This window comes from Comamonas sp. Z3 (assembly GCF_008121565.1).
Taxonomy (GTDB): Bacteria; Pseudomonadota; Gammaproteobacteria; order Burkholderiales; family Burkholderiaceae_C; genus Comamonas; species Comamonas brasiliensis.
In genome coordinates this window covers 550,728-575,703 of sequence record NZ_VOQU01000003.1, presented here as the reverse complement: position 1 = coordinate 575,703, position 24,976 = coordinate 550,728, and the positions used below count along the sequence as shown (strand labels likewise).

At 64.1% G+C, this 24,976-nt stretch carries 22 protein-coding genes; 9 read left to right on the top strand and 13 right to left on the bottom strand.

Annotated features, from left to right (window positions below; all coding sequences use genetic code 11):
- The first annotated feature begins 42 nt into the window (after positions 1-42).
- Positions 43-690 carry a MarC family protein gene (locus tag FSY59_RS11120; protein WP_003059455.1) on the top strand — a complete coding sequence of 216 codons (648 nt, stop codon included), beginning with the start codon at positions 43-45 and terminating at the stop codon, positions 688-690.
- 96 nt (positions 691-786) lie between these two features.
- On the opposite strand, the gene FSY59_RS11115 is transcribed toward FSY59_RS11120, so the two are convergent.
- From FSY59_RS11115 to FSY59_RS11095, 5 genes are all read right to left on the bottom strand, one after another.
- On the bottom strand, positions 787-1,284 hold the full coding sequence (locus tag FSY59_RS11115) for a hemerythrin domain-containing protein (protein ID WP_003059457.1): 498 nt from the start codon (positions 1,282-1,284) through the stop codon (positions 787-789).
- A gap of 170 nt (positions 1,285-1,454) precedes the next feature.
- Positions 1,455-2,138: an ABC-type transport auxiliary lipoprotein family protein gene (locus FSY59_RS11110; RefSeq protein ID WP_003059459.1), complete on the bottom strand. Its 684-nt coding sequence runs from the start codon at positions 2,136-2,138 to the stop codon at positions 1,455-1,457.
- A gap of 110 nt (positions 2,139-2,248) precedes the next feature.
- Positions 2,249-3,196, bottom strand: a complete 948-nt coding sequence (locus FSY59_RS11105) for an MlaD family protein (RefSeq protein WP_003059461.1) — start codon at positions 3,194-3,196, stop codon at positions 2,249-2,251.
- Positions 3,196-4,056, bottom strand: coding sequence for an ABC transporter ATP-binding protein (locus FSY59_RS11100; RefSeq protein WP_370458231.1), 861 nt, complete (start codon positions 4,054-4,056; stop codon positions 3,196-3,198). The genes FSY59_RS11105 and FSY59_RS11100 overlap by 1 nt, the downstream gene beginning before the upstream one ends.
- A 126-nt stretch (positions 4,057-4,182) precedes the next feature.
- On the bottom strand, positions 4,183-5,310 hold the full coding sequence (locus FSY59_RS11095; RefSeq protein WP_003059466.1) for an ABC transporter permease: 1,128 nt from the start codon (positions 5,308-5,310) through the stop codon (positions 4,183-4,185).
- A gap of 102 nt (positions 5,311-5,412) precedes the next feature.
- Here FSY59_RS11095 and FSY59_RS11090 point away from each other — a divergent pair, with 102 nt between their 5' ends.
- The 3 genes from FSY59_RS11090 (at position 5,413) to FSY59_RS11080 (ending at position 8,625) form a co-directional block, all read left to right on the top strand.
- Positions 5,413-5,616 carry a hypothetical protein gene (locus FSY59_RS11090; protein ID WP_003059467.1) on the top strand — a complete coding sequence of 68 codons (204 nt, stop codon included), beginning with the start codon at positions 5,413-5,415 and terminating at the stop codon, positions 5,614-5,616.
- Between the two features lie 7 nt (positions 5,617-5,623).
- Entirely contained in the window at positions 5,624-7,291 is a 1,668-nt protein-coding gene (locus tag FSY59_RS11085) for a GMC family oxidoreductase (RefSeq protein WP_148728971.1), read from the top strand.
- Positions 7,292-7,866: 575 nt separating this feature from the next.
- Positions 7,867-8,625 (top strand): TSUP family transporter, encoded by a 759-nt coding sequence (locus FSY59_RS11080; RefSeq protein ID WP_003059469.1) that lies wholly within the window; start codon positions 7,867-7,869, stop codon positions 8,623-8,625.
- 36 nt (positions 8,626-8,661) lie between these two features.
- Here the strand turns inward: FSY59_RS11080 and mrdA are convergent, their stop codons facing one another.
- The 4 genes from mrdA to FSY59_RS11060 all read right to left on the bottom strand — a co-directional run bounded on the left by mrdA (position 8,662) and on the right by FSY59_RS11060 (position 13,523).
- Positions 8,662-10,614, bottom strand: coding sequence for a penicillin-binding protein 2 (gene mrdA, locus FSY59_RS11075; protein WP_003059470.1), 1,953 nt, complete (start codon positions 10,612-10,614; stop codon positions 8,662-8,664).
- 159 nt (positions 10,615-10,773) lie between these two features.
- Entirely contained in the window at positions 10,774-11,292 is a 519-nt protein-coding gene (gene mreD / locus FSY59_RS11070; protein WP_003059471.1) for a rod shape-determining protein MreD, read from the bottom strand.
- A complete protein-coding gene (mreC, locus tag FSY59_RS11065; RefSeq protein ID WP_003059472.1) occupies positions 11,289-12,314 on the bottom strand; it encodes a rod shape-determining protein MreC in 1,026 nt (341 codons plus the stop codon). The genes mreD and mreC overlap by 4 nt, the downstream gene beginning before the upstream one ends.
- Positions 12,315-12,479: 165 nt before the next feature.
- On the bottom strand, positions 12,480-13,523 hold the full coding sequence (locus tag FSY59_RS11060; RefSeq protein WP_003059473.1) for a rod shape-determining protein: 1,044 nt from the start codon (positions 13,521-13,523) through the stop codon (positions 12,480-12,482).
- A 212-nt stretch (positions 13,524-13,735) separates the two neighbouring features.
- Here FSY59_RS11060 and gatC point away from each other — a divergent pair, with 212 nt between their 5' ends.
- The 4 genes from gatC to FSY59_RS11040 all read left to right on the top strand — a co-directional run bounded on the left by gatC (position 13,736) and on the right by FSY59_RS11040 (position 18,903).
- Positions 13,736-14,035 (top strand): Asp-tRNA(Asn)/Glu-tRNA(Gln) amidotransferase subunit GatC, encoded by a 300-nt coding sequence (gene gatC / locus FSY59_RS11055; RefSeq protein WP_003059474.1) that lies wholly within the window; start codon positions 13,736-13,738, stop codon positions 14,033-14,035.
- A 21-nt stretch (positions 14,036-14,056) separates the two neighbouring features.
- A complete protein-coding gene (gene gatA, locus FSY59_RS11050; RefSeq protein ID WP_148728970.1) occupies positions 14,057-15,547 on the top strand; it encodes an Asp-tRNA(Asn)/Glu-tRNA(Gln) amidotransferase subunit GatA in 1,491 nt (496 codons plus the stop codon).
- A gap of 150 nt (positions 15,548-15,697) precedes the next feature.
- Positions 15,698-17,155 carry an Asp-tRNA(Asn)/Glu-tRNA(Gln) amidotransferase subunit GatB gene (gatB, locus tag FSY59_RS11045; protein ID WP_003059479.1) on the top strand — a complete coding sequence of 486 codons (1,458 nt, stop codon included), beginning with the start codon at positions 15,698-15,700 and terminating at the stop codon, positions 17,153-17,155.
- Positions 17,156-18,090: 935 nt separating this feature from the next.
- A complete protein-coding gene (locus FSY59_RS11040) occupies positions 18,091-18,903 on the top strand; it encodes an alpha/beta hydrolase (RefSeq protein WP_043370593.1) in 813 nt (270 codons plus the stop codon).
- Positions 18,904-18,968: 65 nt separating this feature from the next.
- Here the strand turns inward: FSY59_RS11040 and FSY59_RS11035 are convergent, their stop codons facing one another.
- The 4 genes from FSY59_RS11035 to serA form a co-directional block, all read right to left on the bottom strand.
- Positions 18,969-19,307 (bottom strand): YegP family protein, encoded by a 339-nt coding sequence (locus FSY59_RS11035; protein ID WP_148728969.1) that lies wholly within the window; start codon positions 19,305-19,307, stop codon positions 18,969-18,971.
- Between the two features lie 122 nt (positions 19,308-19,429).
- Positions 19,430-20,251, bottom strand: a complete 822-nt coding sequence (locus tag FSY59_RS11030; protein ID WP_148728968.1) for a hypothetical protein — start codon at positions 20,249-20,251, stop codon at positions 19,430-19,432.
- A complete protein-coding gene (locus tag FSY59_RS11025) occupies positions 20,248-22,248 on the bottom strand; it encodes an OPT family oligopeptide transporter (RefSeq protein WP_148728967.1) in 2,001 nt (666 codons plus the stop codon). The genes FSY59_RS11030 and FSY59_RS11025 overlap by 4 nt, the downstream gene beginning before the upstream one ends.
- A 163-nt stretch (positions 22,249-22,411) precedes the next feature.
- Positions 22,412-23,641 carry a phosphoglycerate dehydrogenase gene (gene serA / locus FSY59_RS11020; protein ID WP_003059486.1) on the bottom strand — a complete coding sequence of 410 codons (1,230 nt, stop codon included), beginning with the start codon at positions 23,639-23,641 and terminating at the stop codon, positions 22,412-22,414.
- A 234-nt stretch (positions 23,642-23,875) separates the two neighbouring features.
- Here serA and FSY59_RS11015 point away from each other — a divergent pair, with 234 nt between their 5' ends.
- On the top strand, positions 23,876-24,913 hold the full coding sequence (locus FSY59_RS11015; RefSeq protein ID WP_003059487.1) for a hypothetical protein: 1,038 nt from the start codon (positions 23,876-23,878) through the stop codon (positions 24,911-24,913).
- Positions 24,914-24,976 lie beyond the last annotated feature (63 nt).

Here is a 24,976-nt window from a genome sequence, read left to right as displayed (position 1 = left end):
AGACAGTCGCAACAAGCCCCCCATGCCCGGAGGCGAGCTGTAATGGATATCAAGCCGCTGATCACCCTGGTCGCCATCATCAACCCGCTGGCCATTGTTCCGTTCTTCATCCACTACACGGCCGGCTTCGATGCAGAGCAGCGCTGGCAGACCATTCGCACCGCCGCCTTTGCTGCCTTCTGCGTGATCGCAGTCTGTGCGCTGCTGGGGTTGCAGATTCTGCAGTTCTTCAACATCTCGCTGCAGAGCTTTCAGGTCGGCGGCGGTCTGCTGCTGCTGATCAGTGCAATGAACATGCTCAACGCCCGCCCTGCCGAAGACCGGCCCAACAATGCCACGCTGGCAGCCGGCGTCGAAAAAGCCGCCGAGGGCAACAGCATCGCCGTCGTGCCGCTGACCATTCCGCTGCTGACCGGGCCTGCCGCCATGTCCACCGTGGTGATCTATGCCGATCAGGCGCGCACCATCTGGCAGCATGTGGCGCTGGTCGGCTATGGCGTGGTGGTGGCGGCCGCCATCATGGTGTGCTTTTCGCTGGCCCACCCGATTGCCCGCGTGCTGGGCAAGACCGGCATCAATGTGATGACCCGGCTCATGGGCCTGATTCTGGCCGCGCTGGCCATCGAGGTGATGGCGGGAGGGCTGATCAAGATCTTCCCCATCCTGGCCTCTCCGGCCATATACCCTTGACCCCCTGAGCGGCTACGCCGCTTCCCCCAAGGGGGACGGCAGCTCCGCTGCCCGGCAGCGCTTGCTCGCTGTCTCTCGCCTTAGCGCGTGCCAGTTTCAGGCAGTTACCACTTCCCTTTTTTCAGCTTCACCACAGGCACCACCACAGCCGGTGATCGGCTCTGCAGGCAAAGCCTCGGGCACCAGCACCGCGCCGGTCACCGGGTCAAAGCCCGCGCGGCGCATATGCAGGGCCAGGGCGGCATCCATGTTCTGCGCATGGTGGCTGAACCAAGGACCCAGCTCGGCCGCCATATGGCGGATGGTGGCCAGATCACCTTGCTCTCCCTTGACCGCCCCCTCGCGCAGGACGGCCAGCACCACCTTGTGCTGCTGGCTGTGGCAGTTGCCCGTGGCAAATCCCGTGGTCTGCATCCAGCGGTCCTCCTGATCGAAGTGCTGCTGGGTGTGGGCAATCAGCTCGTCCCAGAGCGCACACAGCTGCTCGTCGGCGGCTGCCTCCACCTGGGCCAGCAGGGCGACGAACTCCTCATGCACCGCGTCCATGACGGGAAAATCCAGGATGAGAGCGGCATTCCATTCGAGGCTGGCCATGGCAGTTCCTTGTGCGAGATTGAGGAACTGGCAGCTTAAGAACAAGACCAGGTCCGTCCATTGACCCATATCAGCAAAGCGGCTGCCGCCAGACCCAGAACTTGCCCGGAATCAACAAAGCCTTGCATGGCAGGGCTTTCCGAACGGCGCTACTTGGGGCCGGACAGAACCTAGCGCCCGTAGCCCTGCAGCCAGCGGCTGAGCTGGGCCGCCGCCTCGTCCACGGCGCGCGCCATGGCCTGGGCACCTCCGGCCGCATCGGCTGAGCTGGATGGCACTTCGACCGTGAACACCTTCTGGCCCAGCAACTGGTTGCCTGCACTCTCGCCGGCACCGATCAGGCTGGCGCTCAGACGCAGCAGCGCACGGCTGCTGCTGGCACTGTCAAAGACCTGGTTGAACTCGTCCACCGTCACGCGCAGCTGCGCAATCGAGCGCTTGTCGGCCAGCAGGGGGCGGACATTGTCCTTGCCCGAGAGCACGGGGCGCTCCAGCCCCAGACGCATGCGCAGGCGCTGCTCCACCATCTGGGACGGAGGCAGGCTCCAGCGCGCGTTCTGGTAGGCACGCAGCTGCTGGCTGTCGCTGTAGTTCAGGCGGTAGAACATGGCCGTCAGGCCCTCGGGCAGACCCGGAGCCTGGACTTCGGCCAGCACCAGCGGCACCGGCGCCACCGAAGCCGCGGCTGCATTCGCGGCCGGCGCGGCCAGGTCGGCCACGCCCAGGTCATAGCGCACCGGCTGCGTGGGTGCCGTGGGCAGGCCCGAGCAGGCGGCAAGCGCCAGCACCAGCGAAGAAGTGCCCAGCAATCGCCATGCTCCACGGCCGGTGAATGAAATCTTTGTGTCTGCCATATTGATTCCTTAGGGACTTAGGCCAGCCAGGATGGATGAGCAGCAGGCATTTCCATTGAGAAACCGCCTACCTGGTCCGAATTTTCGCAAGTCGTGTCCTTGTTGCCGCTTCACTTGGCCGGAGCCACGAAACCGGGCTCGCCGGGGCCCGGCTGGCCCAGGCCCTGGCCGTAGATGACGGATTGCGGGTTGTCATTGAAGCGGCCTGCCGCCGCGCCCATGGTGCGCGCAGCGCGCGAGACATCGTCGGCCGCGCCGTTCATGCGCGGCAAGGTGCTGCGCCCCAGCGATTCGGCCGCCTGCGACAGGGCCTGCGTGCCCTCGGCAATCTGCTGCAGCGGGCCGTCGGGCGCATTCACCTTGCGCACGGTCTGCTGCAGATCGGTCGCCACGCCCGTGGCGGCATTGCCGGCCTTGGTCAGGGACTGCAGGGTCTGGTGCGCATCTGCCGTGAGCTGAGGAAAGTCCTTGGCCGTCTTGTTCATGGTCTCGGCCAGATCCTTGATCCCCCCGGATGCGGCCGCGATATTGTCCAGCGCCGCGCTCACGCGCTTCTGGTTGTCCTCGCCCAGCATGGCATTGAGACGGCGTGAAATTTCGTCAACCCGCTCCAGCAGCACCGGGCCCTGGTCGGCCAGCATGTTCAGCGGCGAGGACTTCATGGGCAGGCGCGGCAGGCCGCTGGGCCCGGGCTTGAGCGGCTGCGAAGCCCGGCTGTCATCGTCGAGCTGGATATGGGCCAGCCCCGTCACCCCCTGATAGCCGAGCTGTGCATAAGTGGCCGGCGTGACCGGCGTGTCCTCACCCACGGCAATGCGAATCAGCACATTGCCGGGAATCTGCGGGTCAAAACCGATGCGCACCACCTTACCCACGGGTACGCCCTTGTAGCGCACCGTGGCCTGGGGCTGCAGACCGCTGACACCATCCTTGGTGGACATTTCGTAGAGCTGGTATTCGCGGTTGTCGCGCGTCAGCCAGACGGCCAGCCCTGCCAGCAGGGCCGCAACCACCAGCACGAAAATGCCGGCAGCCATGGCATGGGACTTGTTTTCCATCAGCTTTCCTCTGCGGCCGCGCCGCCTTGCACCGGGGCCATGGCACGGCGGCCACGCTCTCCCTGGAAGAAATGTTCGATAAACGGGTGCTTGATCTGGGCCACGTCGCGTGGGGCTCCGGTGAACAGCACTTTTTTCTCGGCCAGCACGGCCACACGCGTGGACAGCGCAAACAGCGTATCCAGGTCGTGAGTGACCATGATCACGGTCAGGCCCAGCTCGGCATGGATATCGCGCAGCAGTTCGCAGAACTCGTCAGAGCCCTTGGGATCGAGTCCGGCGGTGGGTTCGTCCAGCAGCAGCAGCGGCGGATCCATCATCAGCGCACGCGCCAGCGCCACACGCTTGATCATGCCGCCCGACAGGTCTGCGGGCATGCGCGAGGCATGTTCCGGCTTGAGACCCACCATCTGCAGCTTGACCATGGCCGCATCGCGCACCACGGCATCGGGCAAGGTGCCCTGCTCGCGCAATGCAAACGCGATGTTGTCCAGCACATTGAAGGCCGAATACAGCGCCCCCTGCTGGAACAGCATGCCCACCTGACTCGCCGCCAGCTCACCGCTGATGACCTCGCGCGAGGGCCGGCCATCTACGGTCACCGTGCCGCGCGAAGGCGAAAGCAGGCCCAGGATCTGGCGCAGCAGCACGGTCTTGCCCGTGCCGGAGCCGCCCACCAGGGCCAGAATCTCGCCCGGGTAGACATCGAAATTCAAGTCCTGGTGCACGGCAAAGCGCGATGCACCCTCGCCAAACTCGGTCCACAGGTCCACCGCCTGCACCAGGGGCTTCACATCCTGCGGCGGCGCGTAGTCGCCCACAGCCCCCTCGATACGGCGGTTGTGCATCACCTCTGTCATTTGCGCGCCCCCCGCTCCACGAGGCTGGCGCAACCCAAGCCAGAGACGCCGAGCAAGGGCCGCCCCGCTGCGAAGGTGTCGTTCCCTTGGGGGGAGGCGGCGAAGCCGCACAGGGGGTAGTTCATCCTAAAAGCCCACGTTTCTGAAGAGGATGGCAAAGATGGCATCCACGATGATGACCATGGTGATGGAGGACACCACCGCCGCCGTGGTGCCGCGCCCCAGGCTCTGGGTATTGGGCTCTACCTTCAGGCCCCAGTGGCAGCCGATCAGGGCAATCAGCACGCCAAACACCACGGACTTGCCCATGGCCAGCACCAGATTGCCGATCTTCACGGCCGCAGGCAGGCTTTGAATGAAGTAAGACGGCGTGATGTCCATGGTCAGGTCCGCCGCGACCATGCCGCCGGCGAGTGCCGCCAAAATGGTCCACAAAGCCACCAGCGGCATGGACACGGCCAGCGCCAGCGCACGCGGCAGCACCAGCCGGTAGCCCTGGGAGATGCCCATGACCTGCATGGCATCGAGCTCTTCGGTCACGCGCATCACGCCGATCTGTGCCGTAATGGCCGAGCCGCTGCGTCCTGCCACCAGAATCGCCGCCAGCAGCGGCCCCAACTCGCGGATCAGCGAAATGCCCAGAATATTGACGATAAAGGACTCGGCCCCGAACTGGCGCAGCTGCAGCGCCATCAGATAGGCCAGCACCACGCCGATCAGAAAGCCGACCAGTGCCGTGATCGGCAAGGCTGTCGCCCCCGTCGCATAGAGGTGGCCCGAAATATCGCGCCAGGGGCCACGAAACGGATTGCGCAGCAGGCGCAGACAGTCCAGCAGCAACTGACCGACCAGTTGAATCAAGTTGGAAAAGTGCCCGCAGGCGTCGATCACCATCTGACCCAGTCGATTGACCTCGCACATCCATCCCGAGGGCTCGGGCTTGGCCTCGGGCACTTCGCTGAACCTGGCCACACGCTCCAGCATGGAACGCTGATTCTTGGTCGTCAGCAGCCGGGCCGGCCAGGTCCTGCCCCATTGCTCCCACAGCAGCTGCGCGCCGATATGGTCCAACCAGACCATTTGCTGCAAATCCCAGGCCACGCCCTTGGGAACCGCCCTGATCTGTGGCGCCAGCCGACGCCAGATATGGCGATCGCCCAGCTCGGCAGCACTCCAGCGGCCCACAGGCACGGCCCATTGCTGACCATCGCGGGACTGCAGCGGGCATTGAGGTAGTTGGTCTGAGCTGGGCAAAGAAAAGCTTCCTAGGACATGAGGGAGACGGGCTAGCCGCAGGGGCCAGCATAACGCGCCAAGCGAGGAGCATGCCAAACGCAGCACGTAGGTCACTGCCGCATGCCACGCAATGATAGCGTTGCAATTTTTATCAAAAACCCGCCAAAGCCAAAACCAGCATTGCATCGGCAGCTTCCAAAACAGGAGTATGCGAGCGCTTTCCCTATCGACACCGACAAGGTCATCGCACCTAATGAGTTGGCCTTTTTGCCCATGACTGCCTCAAGGTTTGGCCTGCCCGCCAAGCCGTACCCGGCCTTTTGATCTGCCCATGAGTGACACCCAGTTCGACTACATCGTCATCGGCGGCGGCACAGCAGGTTCGCTGCTGTGCAACCGTCTCACCCGCAACAAGAATCACCGGGTTCTGCTGATCGAAGCCGGCGGCAAGGATGATTACCACTGGATCCATATCCCTGTCGGCTATCTCTATTGCATAGGCAACCCGCGCACCGACTGGCTCTATCAGACCGAACCCGACCCCGGCCTCAACGGCCGCAGCCTGCGCTACCCGCGCGGCAAGACCCTGGGCGGCTGCTCCAGCATCAACGGCATGATCTATATGCGCGGCCAGGCCCGCGACTACGAGCAATGGGCCGAGCTGACCGGCGACGACACCTGGCGCTGGGAACAGGTGCTGCCGGCCTTCCGGCAGCACGAAGACCATTGGCGTCTCGACGCCGGAGGCAGCTCCAGCGAGGAGTTCAAACGCCTGCACGGCAGCAGGAGCACCGGCGGCAGCGGCGAATGGCGGGTGGAGAAGCAGCGCTTGCGCTGGGACATACTCGACGCCTTCGCCCAGGCTGCGCAGCAGGCCGGCATCCCGGCCACCGACGATTTCAACCGCGGCTGCAACGAAGGCGTGGGCTACTTCGAGGTCAACCAGAAATCAGGCCTGCGCTGGAATACGGCCAAGGCCTTTCTGCGCCCTACCTGCTATGGCCGCCCCAACTTCGAGATGTGGACCCGCGCCCAGGTGCGGCGCCTGATTCTGGAAGATCTGCCGGACGGCAGCCAGCGCTGCACCGGCGCCGAAGTCTGGACCGGCGATGGGATGGTGACCGTGCAGGCCGGGTGCGAGGTGCTGCTTTGCGCGGGCGCGGTGAACTCCCCGCATATCCTGCAGCTGTCGGGCATTGGCCCTGGCGACCTGCTGCAGCGCCATGGCGTGGCCGTGCGCCGCAACCTCCCCGGCGTGGGCGCCAATCTGCAGGACCATCTGCAAATTCGCTCGGTCTACAAGGTGCACAACGCCAAGACGCTCAACACCATGGCCGGCAGTCTCTGGGGCAAGGCGGCCATCGCCCTGGAATACGCGCTGCGGCGCAGCGGCCCCATGAGCATGGCGCCCTCGCAGCTCGGAGCCTTCACGCGCAGCGACCCGGCACAGGCCCACCCCAATCTCGAATATCACGTGCAGCCGCTGTCGCTGGACGCCTTCGGCGAGCCGCTGCATGACTTCGCCGCCTTCACCGCCAGCGTCTGCAATCTCAACCCCAGCAGCCGCGGCACGGTGCAGTTGCAGGGCGCTGACTTCCGCCAGGCTCCGGCCATCGCGCCCAACTACCTCTCCACGGCCGAAGACCGGCGGGTGGCAGCCGACAGTCTGCGCGTCACGCGCCGCATCGTCAGCCAGCCTGCGCTTGCGCCCTTCCAGCCCGAGGAGTTCAAGCCCGGACTGCAATACCAGAGCGACGAGGATCTGGCACGCCTGGCCGGCGATATCGCCACCACCATCTTCCATCCCGTGGGCACGACCAAGATGGGGCGTGCCGACGACCCGATGGCGGTGCTGGATAGCCGCTTCAGGGTGCGCGGCGTGCAGGGCCTGCGCGTGGTCGATGCTGGCGCCATGCCCACCATCACCAGCGGCAACACCAACAGCCCGACACTGATGATGGCCGAGAAGGCTGCGGAGTGGATTCGCGCAGCCGCCTGACAAGCGGCCGCTCAGAAACCTAGCGATTCACTCCGAAAAGCCTGTCCGGGCCTGAAAGCAGTCGCGGCGGCCCAAAGTCCATCCGCGCGGGAAGTTTCCGTCCGGCCTCCTGCCCCAAGCACCGAAGTCTGCTGAGATCTTTTGCTTATAAGCAAATGACGCTATTGTTTTTGAAAAATCTCAAAACTCATAAGGATGTCACAAAACTTTCTGATTCATTTGTCAGACGTTTTTGATATAACCCAAGGGAATTCCCCAATGCACCACACAGGTGCAGCCCTTACATTCTCGTCACTCTCGCTGCTCCACGAAGCAGCATGGAGGGCCGAGGAGACAACTCGACACAACCAGACCAATACACATAAAAAGCATCAAAGATGCGTTCAAAAGCGCCCCTCAGTGGGCGCTTTTTTTATGCCTGCGCACAAGCTTGAGGCGGCGGTGCGACAATGCCGGCGCCATCTTCGGGCATTCACGCCCGCTCTCCCCTGGCTTCTTCATCCCGCCTTCTGCAGCGCCGCCCCAGCGGCAACGCGCGCTGTTCACGGCATGCACCAATTGCAGGCATTTGCTCCATGGAATGGATTCTTGTTTCCCTCGCCTCGGCCCTGGCCGGGTTTGTTGACGCCATCGTGGGAGGCGGCGGACTGATCCTGGTGCCAGCCATGTTTGCGGCCTTCCCCACCACCACGCCCGCCACGCTGTTTGGCACCAACAAGAGTGCCGCCGTCTGGGGCACGGCCATTTCCGCCTGGCAGTTCAGCAAGCGCGTGCATATCACCTGGGCCACGCTGCTGCCCGCCATCGGCACGACGCTGGTGGGCGCTTTTCTCGGCGCCTGGGCCGTCACGCTGATCTCTCCCGATTTTCTGCGCAAGCTGCTGCCCTTCATCCTGCTGGGCGTGCTGGGCTACACCCTGGCCAAAAAAGAGCTGGGCCGTGACCACGAGCCGCGCCTGGCGGGCCGTACCGAGATGCTGACCGCCTGCGCCATCGGCCTGCTGATCGGTTTCTACGACGGCTTCTTCGGCCCGGGCACGGGCAGCTTTTTCGTGTTCCTGTTCGTGCGCCTGCTGGGCTATGACTTCCTCAACGCTTCGGCCAACGCCAAGCTGCTGAATCTGGCCTCCAACGCTGCGGCACTGCTGCTGTTCACGCTCAAGGGCCATGTCTGGTGGCACTTTGCCATCCCGCTGGCCGTGGCCAATGTGCTGGGCAGCATGCTGGGCACCTGGATGGCCTTGCGCCACGGCACGGGCTTTGTGCGCGCGATTTTCATCGGCGTGGTCAGCCTGCTGATTCTGAAAACAGCTTATGACGCTTTTCTGCGTTAAACCATTACACAGCAAGCGTTAACAGCTATCAATTTGTCAGGGTGCTGTTTCGTCGTCGGACAGCACCGAGATATCTTCCACACGGCGCGGCGTGCCAATCGGTGCGCCCGCCTTACCCTGGCGCACGGCAGCGATATCGGCCTCGCTGGGGTAGTTGCCCACCAGCCAGTAGTCCAGGATGCGGCGCGCGATAGGCGCGGCAGCCGCCGCACCGAAGCCGGCGTTCTCCACGATCACGGCCACGGCAATCTTGGGCGCTTCGGCGGGACCGTAGGCGATATAGAGCGAGTGGTCGCGCTGGTACTCGGCCAGACGAGCGGCGTTGTACTTTTCCTTCTGGCCCACGCTCACGGCCTGGGCCGTGCCGGTCTTGCCGCCCGACAGATAGCTGGCACTGCCGAAGACGCCGCGCCCCGTGCCGCCGGTCACCACCCCCACCATGCCGCGCTTGACGGCATCGACATTGCTCTGCTTGAAGCCCAGATTGACGGGCGCCGGCTGGACAATGGCCGTGCGCGTGCCGGTGACCGAGTCGATCAGCTCCTTGCCCACATGGGGCGTGAAGCTCATGCCGTTGTTGACCAGGGTGGCCAGCGCATGCGAGAGCTGGAGGATGGTGAAGTTGTTGTAGCCCTGGCCGATGCCCAGGGAAATCGTCTCGCCCGCGAACCATTGCTGCTGCGCGGCGCGCTTGTAGGTCTTGCGCTTCCACTCCTTGCTGGGCAGCACGCCGCGCACCTCGCCGGGCAGGTCGATACCGGTGATCTGGCCAAAGCCCAGCGGCTTCATGAAGTCGTGAATCGCATCCACGCCCATCTCGTTGGCCAGCGTGTAGAAATAGACATTGCTGGAATGCTGGATGGCGCGCGCCAGATCCACCGGCCCCAGCGCGTGGCCGGAGCGGAAGGTGTGGCCGCCAAAAGTCCAGGAGCCGCCGTCCTGAATCACCGTGCCCGGCGTGCGCTTGCCGGTCTCTATGCCCGCAAGGCCCATAAAGGGCTTGTAGGTCGAGCCCACGGGATAGGTGCCGCGCATGGAGCGGTTGAGCAAGGGGCGATCCAGCGATTCGTTGAGCGCCTTCCAGCTCTCCTGGTCGATACCGTCGACAAACAAGTTCGGGTCGTAGGTCGGCTTGCTGACCATGGCCAGCACCTCGCCATTGCGCGGGTCCATGGCGATAGCCACGCCGCGGCGGTTGCCGTAGAGCTCTTCCACCATCTTCTGCAGCTTGATGTCCACCGACAGTTGCAGGCTGTGGCCCGGCGTGGCGGGGCGACTGCCCAGACGACGCACGGCATGACCGCCAGCCGAGGTTTCCATTTCCTCCCAGCCGGTCTGGCCGTGCAGCTGCAGCTCATAGCTCTTCTCGGCGCCCAGCTTGCCCATGACCTCGGTGCCCCGGTAGTTGGCAGCATCATCGGAGTCGTCGATCTCTTCCTTTTCCCTTTGATTGATACGACCGATGTATCCGATCAAATGGCTGCCGGCTTCCTTGAGCGGGTAGGTGCGAAACAGCCGCGCCTTGATGTCCACACCCGGAAAGCGATAGCGCTGGGCCGCGAACTTGGCGACTTCCTCGTCCGTCAGGCGCGAGCGGATCGGAATGGACTCAAAGCTCTTGGAGTCATCCATGAGCCGCTTGAACTTGCGACGGTCGCGCGGCGTGATCTCCATGACCTCGGACAGCCCATCGATGGTCTCGTCCAGATCCTCGACCTTGGAGCGCGTGATCTCCAATGTGTAGGCCGAGTAATTGGTGGCCAGCACCACGCCGTTGCGGTCCAGGATCTGGCCGCGATTGGGCACGATCGGCACCACCGCCGTGCGGTTGCTCTCGGCACGCTCGGCAAACTCCTCATGGCGCTCCACCTGCAGCACCAGCAGGCGCCAGACCAGCAGACAGAACGCCAGGAACACCACGCAGCCCATGACGACCGCGCGCATGCGAAAGCGCTGCAGCTCGACTTCGGTGTTACGAATCTCCATCATGCGACGACACCCGCAAACAAAGCCGCCCCGCATGCGCTGCGCCACCGGCGTGCCTCGCCCCAAGGACAGCGAGCAAGGGCCGTCCCGCAACGAGGCTGTCGTCCTCCCTCGCGAAGCGAGAGGGAGGAAGGCACGAAGCGACTCAGGAGGGAATGCATCTCACAGAGGGCGGTTTTCATCGCTGTCGGGCGCGCGGCGCTGCGGCGCCAGCAGCAGCACGCTGACCACCGGCCACAGCAAGGTCTCGATCGCCGGAGCGATCAGAAACTCCAGGCCGGGAAAAATGCCGCCCGTCGCAACGCGCAGCAGCACCTGGATGCCATGCGCTGCAGCAAACACCGGCAGCAGGTGCAGAGCCTGCACGGGGCTCGAGAACCAGAGCAGACGACGACTCATCCAGCCCGTCACGAAGACCAGCAAGGTGTAGGCCAGTGCATGCTGGCCCAGCAGCGATGCCCGGTCCACATCCATGACCAGACCCAGCGCAAAAGCAATGCCCAGGCCCACGCGCTGCGGCTGGTTCAGACTCCAGAAGGCCAGCAGCAACATGAGCATGTCCGGCAGCCAGACGATGCGGCCCAGCGGCAGCATATTGATGGCCAGTCCGATCACCAGGGTGACGACGATGAACAGAGGGTTGACCGGCAGCAACAGCTGCTGGCCGCGCGGCATGATCATGCGGGATCCTTTGCGGGCTTCGCGGCCTTGGCACCCGCTTTCTCAGCGGCGGCCTTCTCCTTTTCGGCAGCGGCGGCTTCCTTCTTGCCGCGCGCCTTGGCTGCGCGGTCGGCCTTCTCGGCATCGGCCTTGGCCTGCATATTGGCAGACTCGGGATGCTCGGTGCGCCCCTGAGGCTTGAGCACCATCACATGGCGCACGCCCTGCACGCGGCCCACGGGCTCGCAATAGATCCGGGTGAAGGCGGAGTCGGCACGACGGTCCACCGTCACCACCTTGGCCACGGGCAGGCCCAAGGGGTACAGCCCGTCGATACCGCTGGTGGTCAGTAGATCACCCACCTGCACATCGGCATTGCTGGGCATGAAGCGCAGCTCCAGGCCGCCGGCGCGTGTCGAAGACGCATCGCCATAAGCTACGCTGCGCGCACCGGTGCGCGGGTTGAAAACGGGAATGGCCTGATCGCGATCGATGAGCAGCGTGACCTCGGCGCGCGTCGGGTAGACACGCGTGACCTGACCGATCACGCCTCTTTCATCCAGTACGGGAGAGCCCGGCTCGATCCCGTCGGCCTGCCCCTTGTCGATCACCACGCGGCGCGTATAGGGGTCGGGGCTGTCATAGACCACCTCGGCCACCTGGCCCGGCGTCAACGAGCGCTCGCGCAACTCCAGCATGGCGCGCAGATGTTCGTTTTCCTTGATCAGCTCATCGGCCAGCTCGGCACGCTGAGCCATGACGACCAGCTCCTTGCGCGCGGCATCCTCGCGGGCCACGGCCTGCTGCTGCACTTCGGCATAGCGGCTGGCGTTCTGATAGGCCAGCACCGGCTGGGCCACCACCCATTGCACGGGCGACAGCGCCGCCGACAAGGCGGAGCGCACGGGGGTGGTAATCTTGAAACGCGCGTCGGCTACCATCAAAAACAGCGCCAAGGCGCTGTAGAGGGCAAGCTGGGAAGTGCGCGAGGCCTGTTGCTTGAACAGCGATGGAGCGCGGTGGTCCAGAGTGTCCAGGCTCATGTGCGCTCCCTGGGCATGGCCGTGTGCGCACGGCCTTCCCATTCAGAAGGAATGCAATAAGAGAGCGCGGTATGCAGGCGTATCACGGACTCAGGCCTTGTTCATGGAAGTGGCTGCGGTACGCGCACTATGCAGCGCGCCGCAAAACACCACATTGCACAGCGATTAATCGCTGGTGAAGATGCTGCCCTGGCGATCCATGGTCTCCAGTGCCATGCCGCAGCCGCGCACCACGCAGGTCAGCGGTTCTTCGGCCACCAGCACGGGCAGACCGGTTTCTTCTGCCAGCAGACGGTCCAGGTCGCGCAGCAGCGCGCCGCCGCCGGTCAGCATCATGCCGCGTTCGGCAATATCGGCACCCAGCTCGGGAGGCGTCTGCTCCAGCGCGTTCTTCACGGCGGAAACGATCTGGTTGAGCGGATCGGTCAGCGCTTCCAGCACTTCGTTGGAAGAGATGGTGAAGCTGCGCGGCACGCCTTCGGACAGGTTGCGACCCTTGACTTCCAGTTCCTTGACTTCGGAGCCGGGGAAGGCCGAGCCGATCTGCTTCTTGATCAGTTCTGCCGTGGGCTCGCCGATCAGCATGCCGTAGTTGCGGCGGATGTAGCTGATGATGGACTCGTCGAACTTGTCGCCACCGACGCGCACCGAGCCCTTGTAGACCATGCCGCCCAGCGAGATCACGCCCACTTCGGTCGTGCCGCCGCCGATGTCCACCACCATGGAGCCCGAAGCTTCGGACACGGGCAGGCCCGCGCCGATGCCGGCTGCCATGGGTTCTTCGATCAGGTACACGGCCGTGGCACCCGCAGCTTCGGCGGCGTCCTTGATGGCGCGGCGCTCGACCTGGGTGGAGCCGCAGGGAACGCAGATGATGATGCGGGGGCTGGGCGTCAGCACCGAGCGTGGATGCACCATCTTGATGAACTGCTTGATCATCTGCTCGGTGATCACGAAGTCGGCGATCACGCCATCCTTCATGGGACGGATGGCTTCGATATTGCCGGGCACCTTGCCCAGCATGGCCTTGGCTTCGCGGCCGACAGCCTGGATCACCTTCTTGCCGTGGGGGCCGCCTTCGTGACGGATCGCAACCACCGAAGGTTCGTCCAGAACAATGCCCTTGTCTCGGGCGAAAATCAGGGTGTTAGCAGTGCCAAGGTCAATGGCAAGGTCGGTGGAGAAGTACCGACGGAAAGCTCCGAACATTCAGGGTCCTCTCAGGCACGGCTTGCGCATCGGCTAGCCGTCGCCGGGATGTAAGGTAATGGAGTCTGGGTAGTGGGCATTTTTTGCACAATGACCAGCCGAACGGAGGTATTGCGGCAAAGCCGAGATAATACCGTATCCCCTGTGAATAACTTCTACTGTCAGGGTTAGAAACACTGCTTTACACGCGGCGGCCCTGTTAAATAATTTCTATGGCATTGAACGATCAAGACATTGCGCGCATCGCCAACTTGGCCCGCCTTGAGCTGTCGCAAGACGAAAGTGAGCGCATGCTCGCGCAACTAAACAACTTTTTCGGCATCGTCGAAAAAATGCAGGCTGTGGATACTTCGGGCGTCAGCCCTCTGTCACATCCGGTGGCAGCCATTCAGGACGTTGCCTTACGGCTACGTGACGATTTGGTAAGGGAGGGCAATAACCGCGACGCCAACATGCAGAACGCCCCTGCAGCCGAGAAGGGTTACTTCCTCGTGCCCAAGGTCATCGAATAAACGCGCGGGACACACAAGAACATGAGCCAAACCGAACTCCACCAACTGAGCGTGGCCGAGCTGGCCGCGCAACTGCGCGCCAAGCAGGTCTCCGCCACCGAAGCCGCCCAGCATTTCCTGGCCCGCGCCAAGCAGCACCAGAACCTGGGCGCTTTTGTCGCCATCAATGAAGACGCCACCCTGGCCCAGGCCAAGGCTGCCGACGCCCTGATTGCCGAAGGCAAGGGCGGCAAGCTGGCCGGCGTGCCCATCGCGCACAAGGACATCTTCGTCACCAAGGACTTCCCCACCACCGCCGCCAGCAAGATGCTGGAGGGCTACCAGTCGCCGTTCGACGCCACCGTGGTGAAGAAGCTGGCCGATGCCGGCGTGGTCACCCTGGGCAAGCTCAACTGCGACGAGTTCGCCATGGGCGGCGCCAACGAGAATTCGGCCGTGCCCCCCGTGGGCTTTGATGCGGCCCAGCCCGTGCGCAACCCCTGGAACACCGAGCGCGTACCCGGCGGCTCGTCCGGCGGCTCGGCCGCCGCCGTGGCCGCGCGTCTGGCACCGGCCGTGACCGGCACCGACACCGGCGGCTCGATCCGCCAGCCCGCCTCGTTCTGCGGCATCACCGGCATCAAGCCCACCTACGGCCGCGCCAGCCGCTACGGCATGATCGCCTTTGCCTCCAGCCTCGACCAGGCCGGCCCCATGGGCCGCAGCGCCGAAGATTGCGCGCTGCTGCTCTCCGAGATGTGCGGCCCCGATCTGGACCGCGACTCCACCAGCCTGGACTACCCGGCCGAGGACTTCACTGCCCGCCTGGGTGACTCGATCGAAGGCCTGCGCATCGGCGTGCCCGCCGAGTTCTTTGGCGAGGGACTGTCCGACGATGTCCGCACAGCCGTGGACGCCGCGCTCAAGGAATACGAAAAGCTGGGCGCCAAGCTGGTGCCCGTGAGCCTGCCGCGCACCGAGCTGTCCGTGCCCGTGTACTACATCCTGGCTCCGGCCGAGGCTTCGTCCAATCTGTCGCGCTTTGACGGCGTGAAGTTCGGCCACCGCGCCGCCAAGTACGAAGACCTCAACGACATGTACAAAAAGACCCGCGCCGAAGGCTTTGGCGACGAGGTCAAGCGCCGCATCATGATCGGCGCCTATGTGCTGTCCGAAGGCTATTACGACGCCTACTACCTGCAGGCACAGAAGATCCGCCGCATGATCGCCGACGACTTCCAGGCCGCCTTCAAGGACTGCGACGTCATCGCCGGCGCGGCCGCGCCGACGACGGCCTGGGCGATTGGCGGCAAGGCCGACCCCGTGAGCAACTATCTGGCCGACATCTTCACCCTGCCCGCATCGCTGGCCGGCCTGCCCGGTCTCAGCCTGCCCGCAGGCTTCGGCGACGGCGGCATGCCCGTGGGCCTGCAGCTGATCGGCAACTACTTCGGCGAAGCCAAGCTGCTGAACGCGGCCCACCGCTTCCAGCAAGCGACCGACTTCCACCTGAAGAGCCCTGTTGGCATTTAAATGAAACACCCCCTGAGTCGCTTCGCGCCTTCCCCCTCAAGGGGGACGACCGCCTCGCTGCGGGGCGGCCCTTGCTCGCTGTCCCTGGATCGGGCCGCGCCGGTTTCATGCGCGGCGCCATGGATACAGCCCACTTTTTGAAGCAAGAACATGACTGTGAAACTAATCAATGGCTACGAAGTCGTCATCGGCTTCGAGACCCACACCCAGCTGGCGACCAACAGCAAGATCTTCAGCCGTGCCAGCACCGCCTTCGGCGCCGAGCCCAACACCCAGGCCTGCGCCGTGGACCTGGCCCTGCCCGGCACGCTGCCGGTGATGAACAAAAAAGCCGTGGAATGCGCGATCAAGCTCGGCCTGTCGCTGGGCTCGACGATTGCGCCGCGCAGCATTTTTGCGCGCAAGAACTACTTCTACCCCGACCTGCCCAAGGGCTACCAGATCTCCCAGTTCGAGATCCCCGTGGTGCAAGGCGGTGAAGTCAGCTTCTATCTGGAAGAAGGCAAGAACAACGTCCTCAAGACCGTGCGCCTGGTGCGCGCCCACCTGGAGGAAGACGCCGGCAAGTCCGTGCACGACGAGTTCATCGGCCAGTCCGGCATCGACCTGAACCGCGCCGGCACACCGCTGCTGGAAATCGTGACCGAGCCCGATATCCGCTCCACCGCCGAAGCCGTGGCCTACGCCAAGGAACTGCACAAGATCGTCACCTGGATCGGCATCTGCGACGGCAACATGCAGGAAGGCTCTTTCCGCTGTGACGCCAACGTGTCCGTGCGCAAGCCCGGCCAGCCGCTGGGCACCCGCCGCGAGATCAAGAACCTGAACTCGTTCAGGAACATGCAGATCGCCATCGATTACGAAATCCTCTGGCAGATCGAGCAGATCGAGGACGGCCACCAGATCCAGCAGGCCACCGTGCTCTTCAACCCCGACACGGGCGAGACCCGCGCCATGCGCACCAAGGAAGACGCGGCCGACTACCGCTACTTCCCCGACCCCGACCTGCCCCCGCTGGTCGTGGCGCCCGAATGGGTGGAGCAGGTCAAGGCCGAGATGCCCGAGCTGCCCCGCGCCATGGCCGCGCGCTTTGTCGCGCAATACGGCCTGCCCGAGTACGACGCCACCACGCTGACGCAAAGCCAGGCCATGGCCGCCTACTTTGAAGCCGCCGCCAAGGCCTGCGGCCAGCCCAAGCTGGCGTCCAACTGGATCATGGGCGAGATCTCGCGCCGCCTGAACATGGAAGAGATCGGCATGGACCAGGTCAAGGTCAGCGCCGGACAACTGGGCACCCTGATCGCCCGCATCCACGGCAATGTCATCAGCAACAACTCGGCCAAGCAGGTGTTTGAAGCCCTGTGGACCGGCGAAGGCAGTGATGTGGATGCCGTGATCGACGCCAAGGATCTCAAGCAGTCCAACGACACCGGCGCGCTGGAAGCCATCATCGACGAGGTGATCGCCGCCAACCCCGCCAACGTCGAGCAATACCGCGCCGGCAAGGACAAGGCCTTCAATGCCCTGGTCGGCCAGGTCATGAAGGCTTCCAAGGGCAAGGCCAACCCCGGCCAGGTCAACGAGCTGCTCAAGGCCAAGCTGGCCTAAGCTCTCAACCCGGGCACCCGCCACTGTTCAAGGCCGCAGGCAGTACATGCCTGCGGCCTTTTGCTTGTTGCCAGCGACAGAGGCCGGGTCTCGCCCCGGCCGGCGACTCACTTTCTTGCTTGTGCAAGAAAGTGAGCAAAGAACACAGACCCGACTGTCCGCGTCCCTACGCTACGTTTCACTTCGCTCCGGGCAAACCTGCGTCACGCCATTCTGTCTGCGGTGCGGCAAAACTCACTTTGCGCTGCGCGCGCCGCTCAAACAGGTTGCCGCAAGTCAGAGCACGATGCAACGCTGGCCTGCGGCAGCGTTGCCCGCAGCCTGACCCGCGTGCCGCAGGCGCTAACACACGGGTGGAAGCGGATACGGACGGCCTGCGAGAGTTATGACGAAATTGGCTTCTTTCGCTTATCTGTATTGCGGTAGCAGCTATTAATTTTCCAAAGAAGCTATCCCGCATCCGGTATTGCCCCTTGTGCCAACGCCTGCGACGGCAGGCTCTTGGTGCTGGCAGTTGCACCGCAGAGTGCGACTGCATCGTCACCCAATCTGCGGCAACCTGTTTGAGCGGAGTGCGCCAGCACGCAGTGAGTTTTGCCGCACAGCCCCAAGAGCTTGACGGCGCAGGTTGCCCGCAGGCGAAGCCGGAGGGACGGGGGCAGTAGGGGCTGGCTCTTTGCCGACTTTCTGGCAGCAGAAAGTCGGTCGGCAGGCGGGCCGAGACCCGCCCTCTGCAAGCAAAGCAGGCATGCAATCAGCCTCGCCAAAACAGCTAAAGCATCACCACGAGCCAAACCAGCCCAAGCACAGACGACACCAGCGCCACCCGCTATCAATTCCTCAAACCGCCGCTTACATAAAGCCGAGGTAAAGCGCACACCCAACCCACACAAATCTGCGCACAATCCGGCGCAAACCCCATATCTTTGCGCTCCATGTTCTCCAAGCTGCTCAAGCCCCTGCTCTGGCTGCTGGCCCTGTGCCTGGCGGTCTATATCTGTATCTGCAGCTATATGTTTGCGCAGCAGCGCCAGATGATTTTTCCGGGCGGCAGCACGCAGGTGGCGGCCGAGAGCACCGATTTCTCGCTGCAGCGCGCCGATGTGCTGCTGCGGGGCTGGCAGCTGCACCCGGCGGATGGCAAGGCGCGCAATGCGGTGATCTACTTTGGCGGCAATGCCGAGAACATTGCCCACCGGCGCCAGCAGCTGGCGCGCAGCCTGCCGCACAGCGATATCTACATGCTGGCCTACCGCGGCTACGGTGCCAGCGAGGGCGAGCCCACGCAGGAGCTGATGGAGCTCGATGCAGCCGCCCTGTTCGACGAGGTCAGGCGCCTGCACCCCGAGCTGCCCATCACCGTGATCGGTCGCAGCCTGGGCACGGGCGTGGCGGCTGCCGTGGCCGATCTGCGCCAGCCGGACCAGCTGGTGCTGGTCACTCCTTTCGACAGCGTTCTCAACACCGTGCGCGGCATGTATGGCTGGCTGCCCGTGGAGCTGCTGCTGCGAGACCCGTTTGACTCTGCCGCGCATCTGCGCAACTACCGGGGGCCGATTCTCGTGCTGCGCGCGGGACGCGACCAGGTGGTGCTGCCCGAGCGCACCGATGCGCTGCTGCACAGCCTCAAGGGCAAGGCAGTGCAGGTGCTGGCGTTTGCCCAGGCCAACCATTCGAGCATCTTCCGCGCCAACGGCTTCTGGAGCGCCATTGAGCAGTTTGTGGACGCGCGCCACAAGGCGGCCTGAAGGACTCTGGTGCGGCGCGCGGCAAAGCGGTGCATGGCCGACCGCGGCGCGGCCGGCCCTGAGTCTCAAGCGCCGGCCAGATCCTTGATGCTCGTGGTCGCGCCGTTCTTGCTCACGGACTCGATGCCCGCATCGCGCGAGGCCGCCGAGGCATAGAGCTGGCTGCTGCCTATGACCTGGTGATTGGCGGCCTTGAGGTTGAAATGCTCCTTGCCGTTGCTGGCGGTCTTTTTCTCGTAGCGCTCGGCCAACGGACTGTTGGTCTGTACCGAGGCGATGCCGTTCTCGGCCGCCGCCCGGGTCTTGTACAGCTCGCTGGTGAGAATGATCTCGCCGTTGCCGGCCTTGAGCACAAACCGGAACTGCCCATCGCTGCTCTTGCTCAACTCGAAATGACCTGCCATCGGTTTCTCCTAGGTTGCAAAAAAGCGGCCTGCGCCGCGGGGGTAGCCGGCACACTATAAAACCAGCGCTGCCGAAACCGTGCATTTCAGGGCCGGCTGCGCGGCCGCTGCATCACACCCTGTCAGCTTTCCATCGCACTTGCACAAGGCGGCTCCAGCCCCAGACCCTCGGCCAGGCTCTCGGCATAGCCCAGCATCAACGTGCGCCGCGATAGCAGCGCAGACGCCAGCTGCGACCAGCCCTGATGCTCGCACAGCTCGGGCCGCCCCTGGCCATAGAGTCTGCGCAAATCCTCTATCAGCCGCTCGACCAGCGCCGCATCGGGCAAGCTGGCGCGCACAAATCCCATCCACGCAGCTCCCATGCCGAAGAAACGGTAGCCGTATTGGGCTGCCAGATGGCGGATCACGGCATGGTTCTGAAAACTGTCCCAGTCCACGCTGAAATAGCCATTGGGCTGGCCTGCAATCATGAGTTCGTCGCTGGGCACGGGCAGACGCTGGACATAGACCACCTCGTCGAGCAGCACCTCGGGACTGCGGTTGGCCAGCAGCAGGGCATCTACATCCTCGGCCGCCAGCAGCAGCGTGCCGCAGACCTGCGCCCAGTCCTGCACCAGCTCGGGCCGCTGCAGCTGCGCCACGCGGTGCTGCAGCGAAGCCAGCGTCAGGGCCTGCTCCTGCGCCGGGTCCTCCCAGTCCATGTCCTCGGGGTCATCCAGATACAGGCGCTCATCCTGGCTCGCATGGCCGCTGGTGTAGCTGCACTGACTCACATCGTCCAGCGTGCAGAGGTAGCGATGTGCAGGGTCGGCGGCACGCAGCGCGTGCAGCCGCTGCAGCACCTCGTCCAGCGTCTTGAACTCCTGCAGCCACTCATGCGCGAAGCCGAAGTTGCCCCGGCGGTATTCGGTCTGTTCCCCGTCGAATTTTCCTGTCTTCATTTGCTCAGCACCCGGTGATAAAAGAACACACACAGGCCCACGAAATAGGCCAGGCCCAACCACATGGCGGGCGCAAAGCCCTCGCCCACCAGGGCCAGTGGCGCATCCTTGCCGCTGAATCCTATCAGTGCCGCAATCAGCAGGCCCATCAGGCTCTCGCCCACGATCAGGCCAGAGGCCAGCAGCAGGCCGCGCTCCTCGGCCGCTGCCGTCCAGTCCTTGCCGCCGCGCTGCGCATAGGCCTTGATGGCTCTGGCAATGCACCAGCCCAGCACCGCGCCTATGGTCAGCGTCAGGCCTATGGTGGGCGGCAGATAGATGCCCAGACCCACGGCCAGCGGCGGCAGCGCGCCCTTGCCGCTCCTGCGCAAGGCCAGATCGATCAGGATGACGGCAATGCCCACGGCCACGCCCAGACCCAGCATGCTCCAGTCCAGCGAGCCCTTGAAGATGCCGCTGGCAATCTGCATCATCAGCGTGGCCTGCGGCGCGGCCAGGGCCTGATTCGGGTCCATGCCGGCTCGCGGCATGCTGCCTGCAAAACCGTAGGCGTTGTAGAGCAGATCCAGCACGGGCGGTATGACCAGCGCCCCCACCAGACAGCCGATGACGAGCACGATCTGCTGACGCCAGGGCGTGGCACCCACCAGGTAGCCGGTCTTGAGATCCTGCAGGTTGTCGTTGGAGATGGCGGCCATGGCCAGAACCGCCGAGACCATGAACAGCACCAGCGCAATGCCCATCTGTCCGGAGACGGCACTGGCATAGGCCGGCACCAGGGCATGCAGCGCCAGCAGGGCCACGCCCATCAGCAGGGTGGCGATGATGCCGATGCCCGAGATGGGACTGGCCGAAGAGCCGACCAGACCGGCCATATAGCCGCAGGCAGCCGCCACCAGAAAACCGAACAGGGCCGCGAACAGCACGCACAGGGCCGCCAGTCCGTAGCGCGCGCCGGCGGCCAGGTCGGGCATATGCCCGGCGATGAAGTCATTGACTACCAGGAACAGCACGCCCAGCGCGACGGCTCCTATCATCAGCATCCAGCTGCGCGGCATGTCCTTGTCGGTTTCATCGCCACCGGCCCCCTCGGCAACGCTGCGCGCAGGCTGGTTGCGAATCGCCAGCACAATGGGCTTGGCCAGCGTGGCCACGGTCCACAGCGCCGAGATGCCGATGACGCCCGCCCCCAGAAAGCGGGCCTTGCTGCCCCAGAGCTGGGTGGACAGCTCGGAGAGCGCCTGGCCGGCCGCAGGAGAAGCCTGGGCCGTCAGCCAGGGTACGACCACACCCCAGCACAACGCCAGCCCCACAAGCACCGCAATGCCCGCAGCCGCGCCCATCAGATAGCCGGCGGCCAGCAGGGCGGGCGAGAAGCCCGCTGCCACGCGAAAGGCCGCGCTGCCTGCGGGAATCCAGAAATTGAAGGCATCGCCGAGCAGACGCAGACCGCCGCTGAGAAAACCGAACAGCGCGGCCAGCCCCGTGCCCCAGCCCAGCTCGCGCAAGCTCGAACTGCGGGGCTTGCCCTGGTTCTGCGGATCGTGGAGATGGCGCTGCTCGTCGCCTACGCGCAACACCTCGGCAGCGGCCACGCCCTCGGGATAGGGCAGCTCGGACTGCACCACCAGCACGCGGCGCAGGGGCACGGTGTAGAGCACGCCCAGCGTACCGCCGGCCGCACAGATCAATGCCGTCTGCCAGAACGGGAAGCCCGTCCACAGCCCCAGCATGAGCAGGGCCGGCAGCACGAAGATGACCGAGGACAAGGTGCCGGCCGCCGAGGCCTGGGTCTGCACCAGATTGTTTTCAAGAATGTTGGAATCCTTGAAGCGATAGAGCAAGGCCATGGAGATCACGGCGGCGGGAATCGCCGAGGCAAAGGTCAGCCCGACCTTGAGCCCCAGATAGACGTTGGCGGCGGTGAACGCCAGGGTGATGAGCGCGCCCAACAGCACGCCACGGAAGGTGAACTCTCTCTTGGGTGGTGTAGTCATTGTGCAAGCGGGAGGGTCTGTGACGGCACAAGCCTAGCATCAGCGACGCAAAACACCATATCTTCCAGCGCAGCGTGCATCCCGGCCCCAGACTGGCAGCATCGATGACCGAGCCATGAAAAAAGGAGACCGAAGTCTCCCTTGTCGTTCAGCGGCCCAGGCCTCAGAACAGCACGCGGCAGCGGATGGTGCCCGCGATCTGCGCGAGCTTCTCCAGCGCCAGCGCCGAGGACTTGGCATCGATATCGATCACCACATAGCCGACCTTCTCATCGGTGCGCAGATACTGGCCCGCGATATTGATGCCGTTGTCGGCAAACACCTGGTTGATGGCCGAGAGAATGCCGGGGCGGTTCTCGTGCACATGCAGGATGCGGTTGTTGCCAGGATGCTCGGGCAGCGCCACTTCGGGGAAGTTGACGGCCGAGGTGGTGGTGCCGTTGTCGCTGTACTTGACCAGCTTCTCCGCCACTTCCAGACCGATATTGGCCTGCGCTTCCATGGTGGAGCCGCCGATGTGCGGCGTGAGAATGACATTGTCCATGCCGCGCAGCGGCGACAGGAATTCGTCCTTGTTGCTCTTGGGCTCCTTGGGGAAGACGTCGATGGCGGCGCCCAGCAGCTTGCCGCTCTTGAGCGACTCGGCCAGGGCCTCGATATCGACCACCGTGCCGCGCGAGGCATTGATGAGAATGCTGCCGGGCTTCATGGCGGCAATCTGGGTCGCGCCCATCATGCCGTTCGTGGAGGCCAGCTCGGGCACATGCAGGGTGACGATGTCGGACTGGGCCAGCAGCTCGTTGAGACCGCTGCTCTGCTGGGCATTGCCCAGCGGCAGCTTGGTCACCACGTCGTGGAAGATGACCTTCATGCCCAGGCCTTCGGCCAGCACCGACAGCTGGGTTCCGATGGAGCCATAGCCGACGATGCCCAGCGTCTTGCCGCGAATCTCGAAGGAGTTCTCTGCGCTCTTCTTCCAGCCGCCGCGGTGGGAGACGGCGTTCTTTTCGGGGATGCCGCGCAGCAGCAGGATGGCTTCGCCCAGCACCAGCTCGGCCACGGAGCGGGTGTTGGAATAAGGTGCGTTGAAGACCACCACACCGCGCTCGCGCGCCGCATTGAGGTCGACCTGGTTGGTGCCTATGCAAAAGCAGCCCACGGCGACCAGCTTCTGCGCGGCCGCGAACACATCGGCCGTGAGCTGGGTGCGCGAGCGGATGCCGACAAAGTGCACGTCGGCGATCTTGCGCTTGAGCTCCTCGCCGTCCAGCGCGCCGGTCAGCGCCTCCACATTGGTATAGCCCGCGTCATGCAGCACCTTGAGCGCGGAGGGATGTATGCCCTCAAGCAGCAAAAACTTGATCTTCGATTTATCCAGCGACGTCTTACCCATGATCCAGCCTCGATCCATCAAAACTCCATTACAGCGGTTTCGTAATTCCGTTACAGCATCTGGGTGCATCGCCCCAGGCCCGCAGGCTGCAGACAGCCGGGATAGGCCCACCGCGCCGGCTGTAACAAATTACGACTTTCCGATTCGTTTCCTACAATCGCGATCATTCATGCGCTTCCAATTTCATAGTTGAAAGTGCAGACCATTCAAGCTTTTTCCAAGGATTTGTTGCCTATGCTGACCCTCTTGCGCCGCGCAGAAGATTTGCTGATTCAGGTTCTGCGTCTTGTCCTGCTGGCCTTCTCCATCTTTGTGCTGTTTGGCATGGGCCACTGGATCTGGGACCACTACAAGCCCAAGAAGACCGAAGGCGTCACGACCGGCGCGACGGCGCTGAACTGGAAGGATGCGCCCTACGACCTCAAGTACATGGAAGAGGAGACCGGCCGCGACCTGAGCGGCCTCGGCAATGCCGTGCCCATCGAAAAACGCCTGGCCGACCCGGCACTGCGTCCCGACTTCCGCAAGGCCGACGGCCTGCTGCGCGGCTTCATCTACAGGGACACGGCAGCGCGCAAGCGCGTGGAAGCCGAAAACAACAGCCAGGGCCTGGATCCTATCCACCCACTGCTCAAGGGCGATGCCCTGCCCTCGGCCGACGATGTCAGCCGCCAGATCAAGATGCGCGAAGCGCGTGAGAACTCCTGCTGCGACAAGGATGCCGCCGACGCAGCCGCTGCCGAAGTCGACGCGGCCTGGACGGCTCGCCGCATCTCGCTGACCCGCGAGGACCGCATGGCCCGCGCCGCCGCAGACGCGGCAGCCGATGCAGCGATGGCCGCCGCGGCCGAGGCTTCGGGCGAAGACGCAATGCTGATGGACCCGGTGAACCTGGCCTCCGAGATCAACGACCGCGCCCAGGCGGCCGAGATGGAGCATGGCGAAGGCTCTTATGCGGCCTATCTCAAGGGACTGCCCACGGCCCTGGAGAAGGTGCTGGGCAACGAGAGCCTGGCCAAGAAGCTGCAGCAGCAGTCCGCCCCGCAGATCGTCAACACCTTGCTGACCAACTACACGCTGTCGTTCGACCGCACGGCCGCCAAGCTGCGCGGCGACAACCCCGATGAGGAAAAGTGGGAGTTTCTGGGCATGGACACGGCGTTTGCCACGCTGCTGATTTCCTGCCTGGTGATGGTGATGATGGCACTGGTGATGTTCCGCATGGAACGCCATCTGCGCGGCATCGGCACGCAACCGGATCAAAAGTCCTGATCTCCCGGCTCCTGAACAGGAGCCGAAGCTTGCGCTATCGTTTCGGCCCGCCTCTGCACCGCA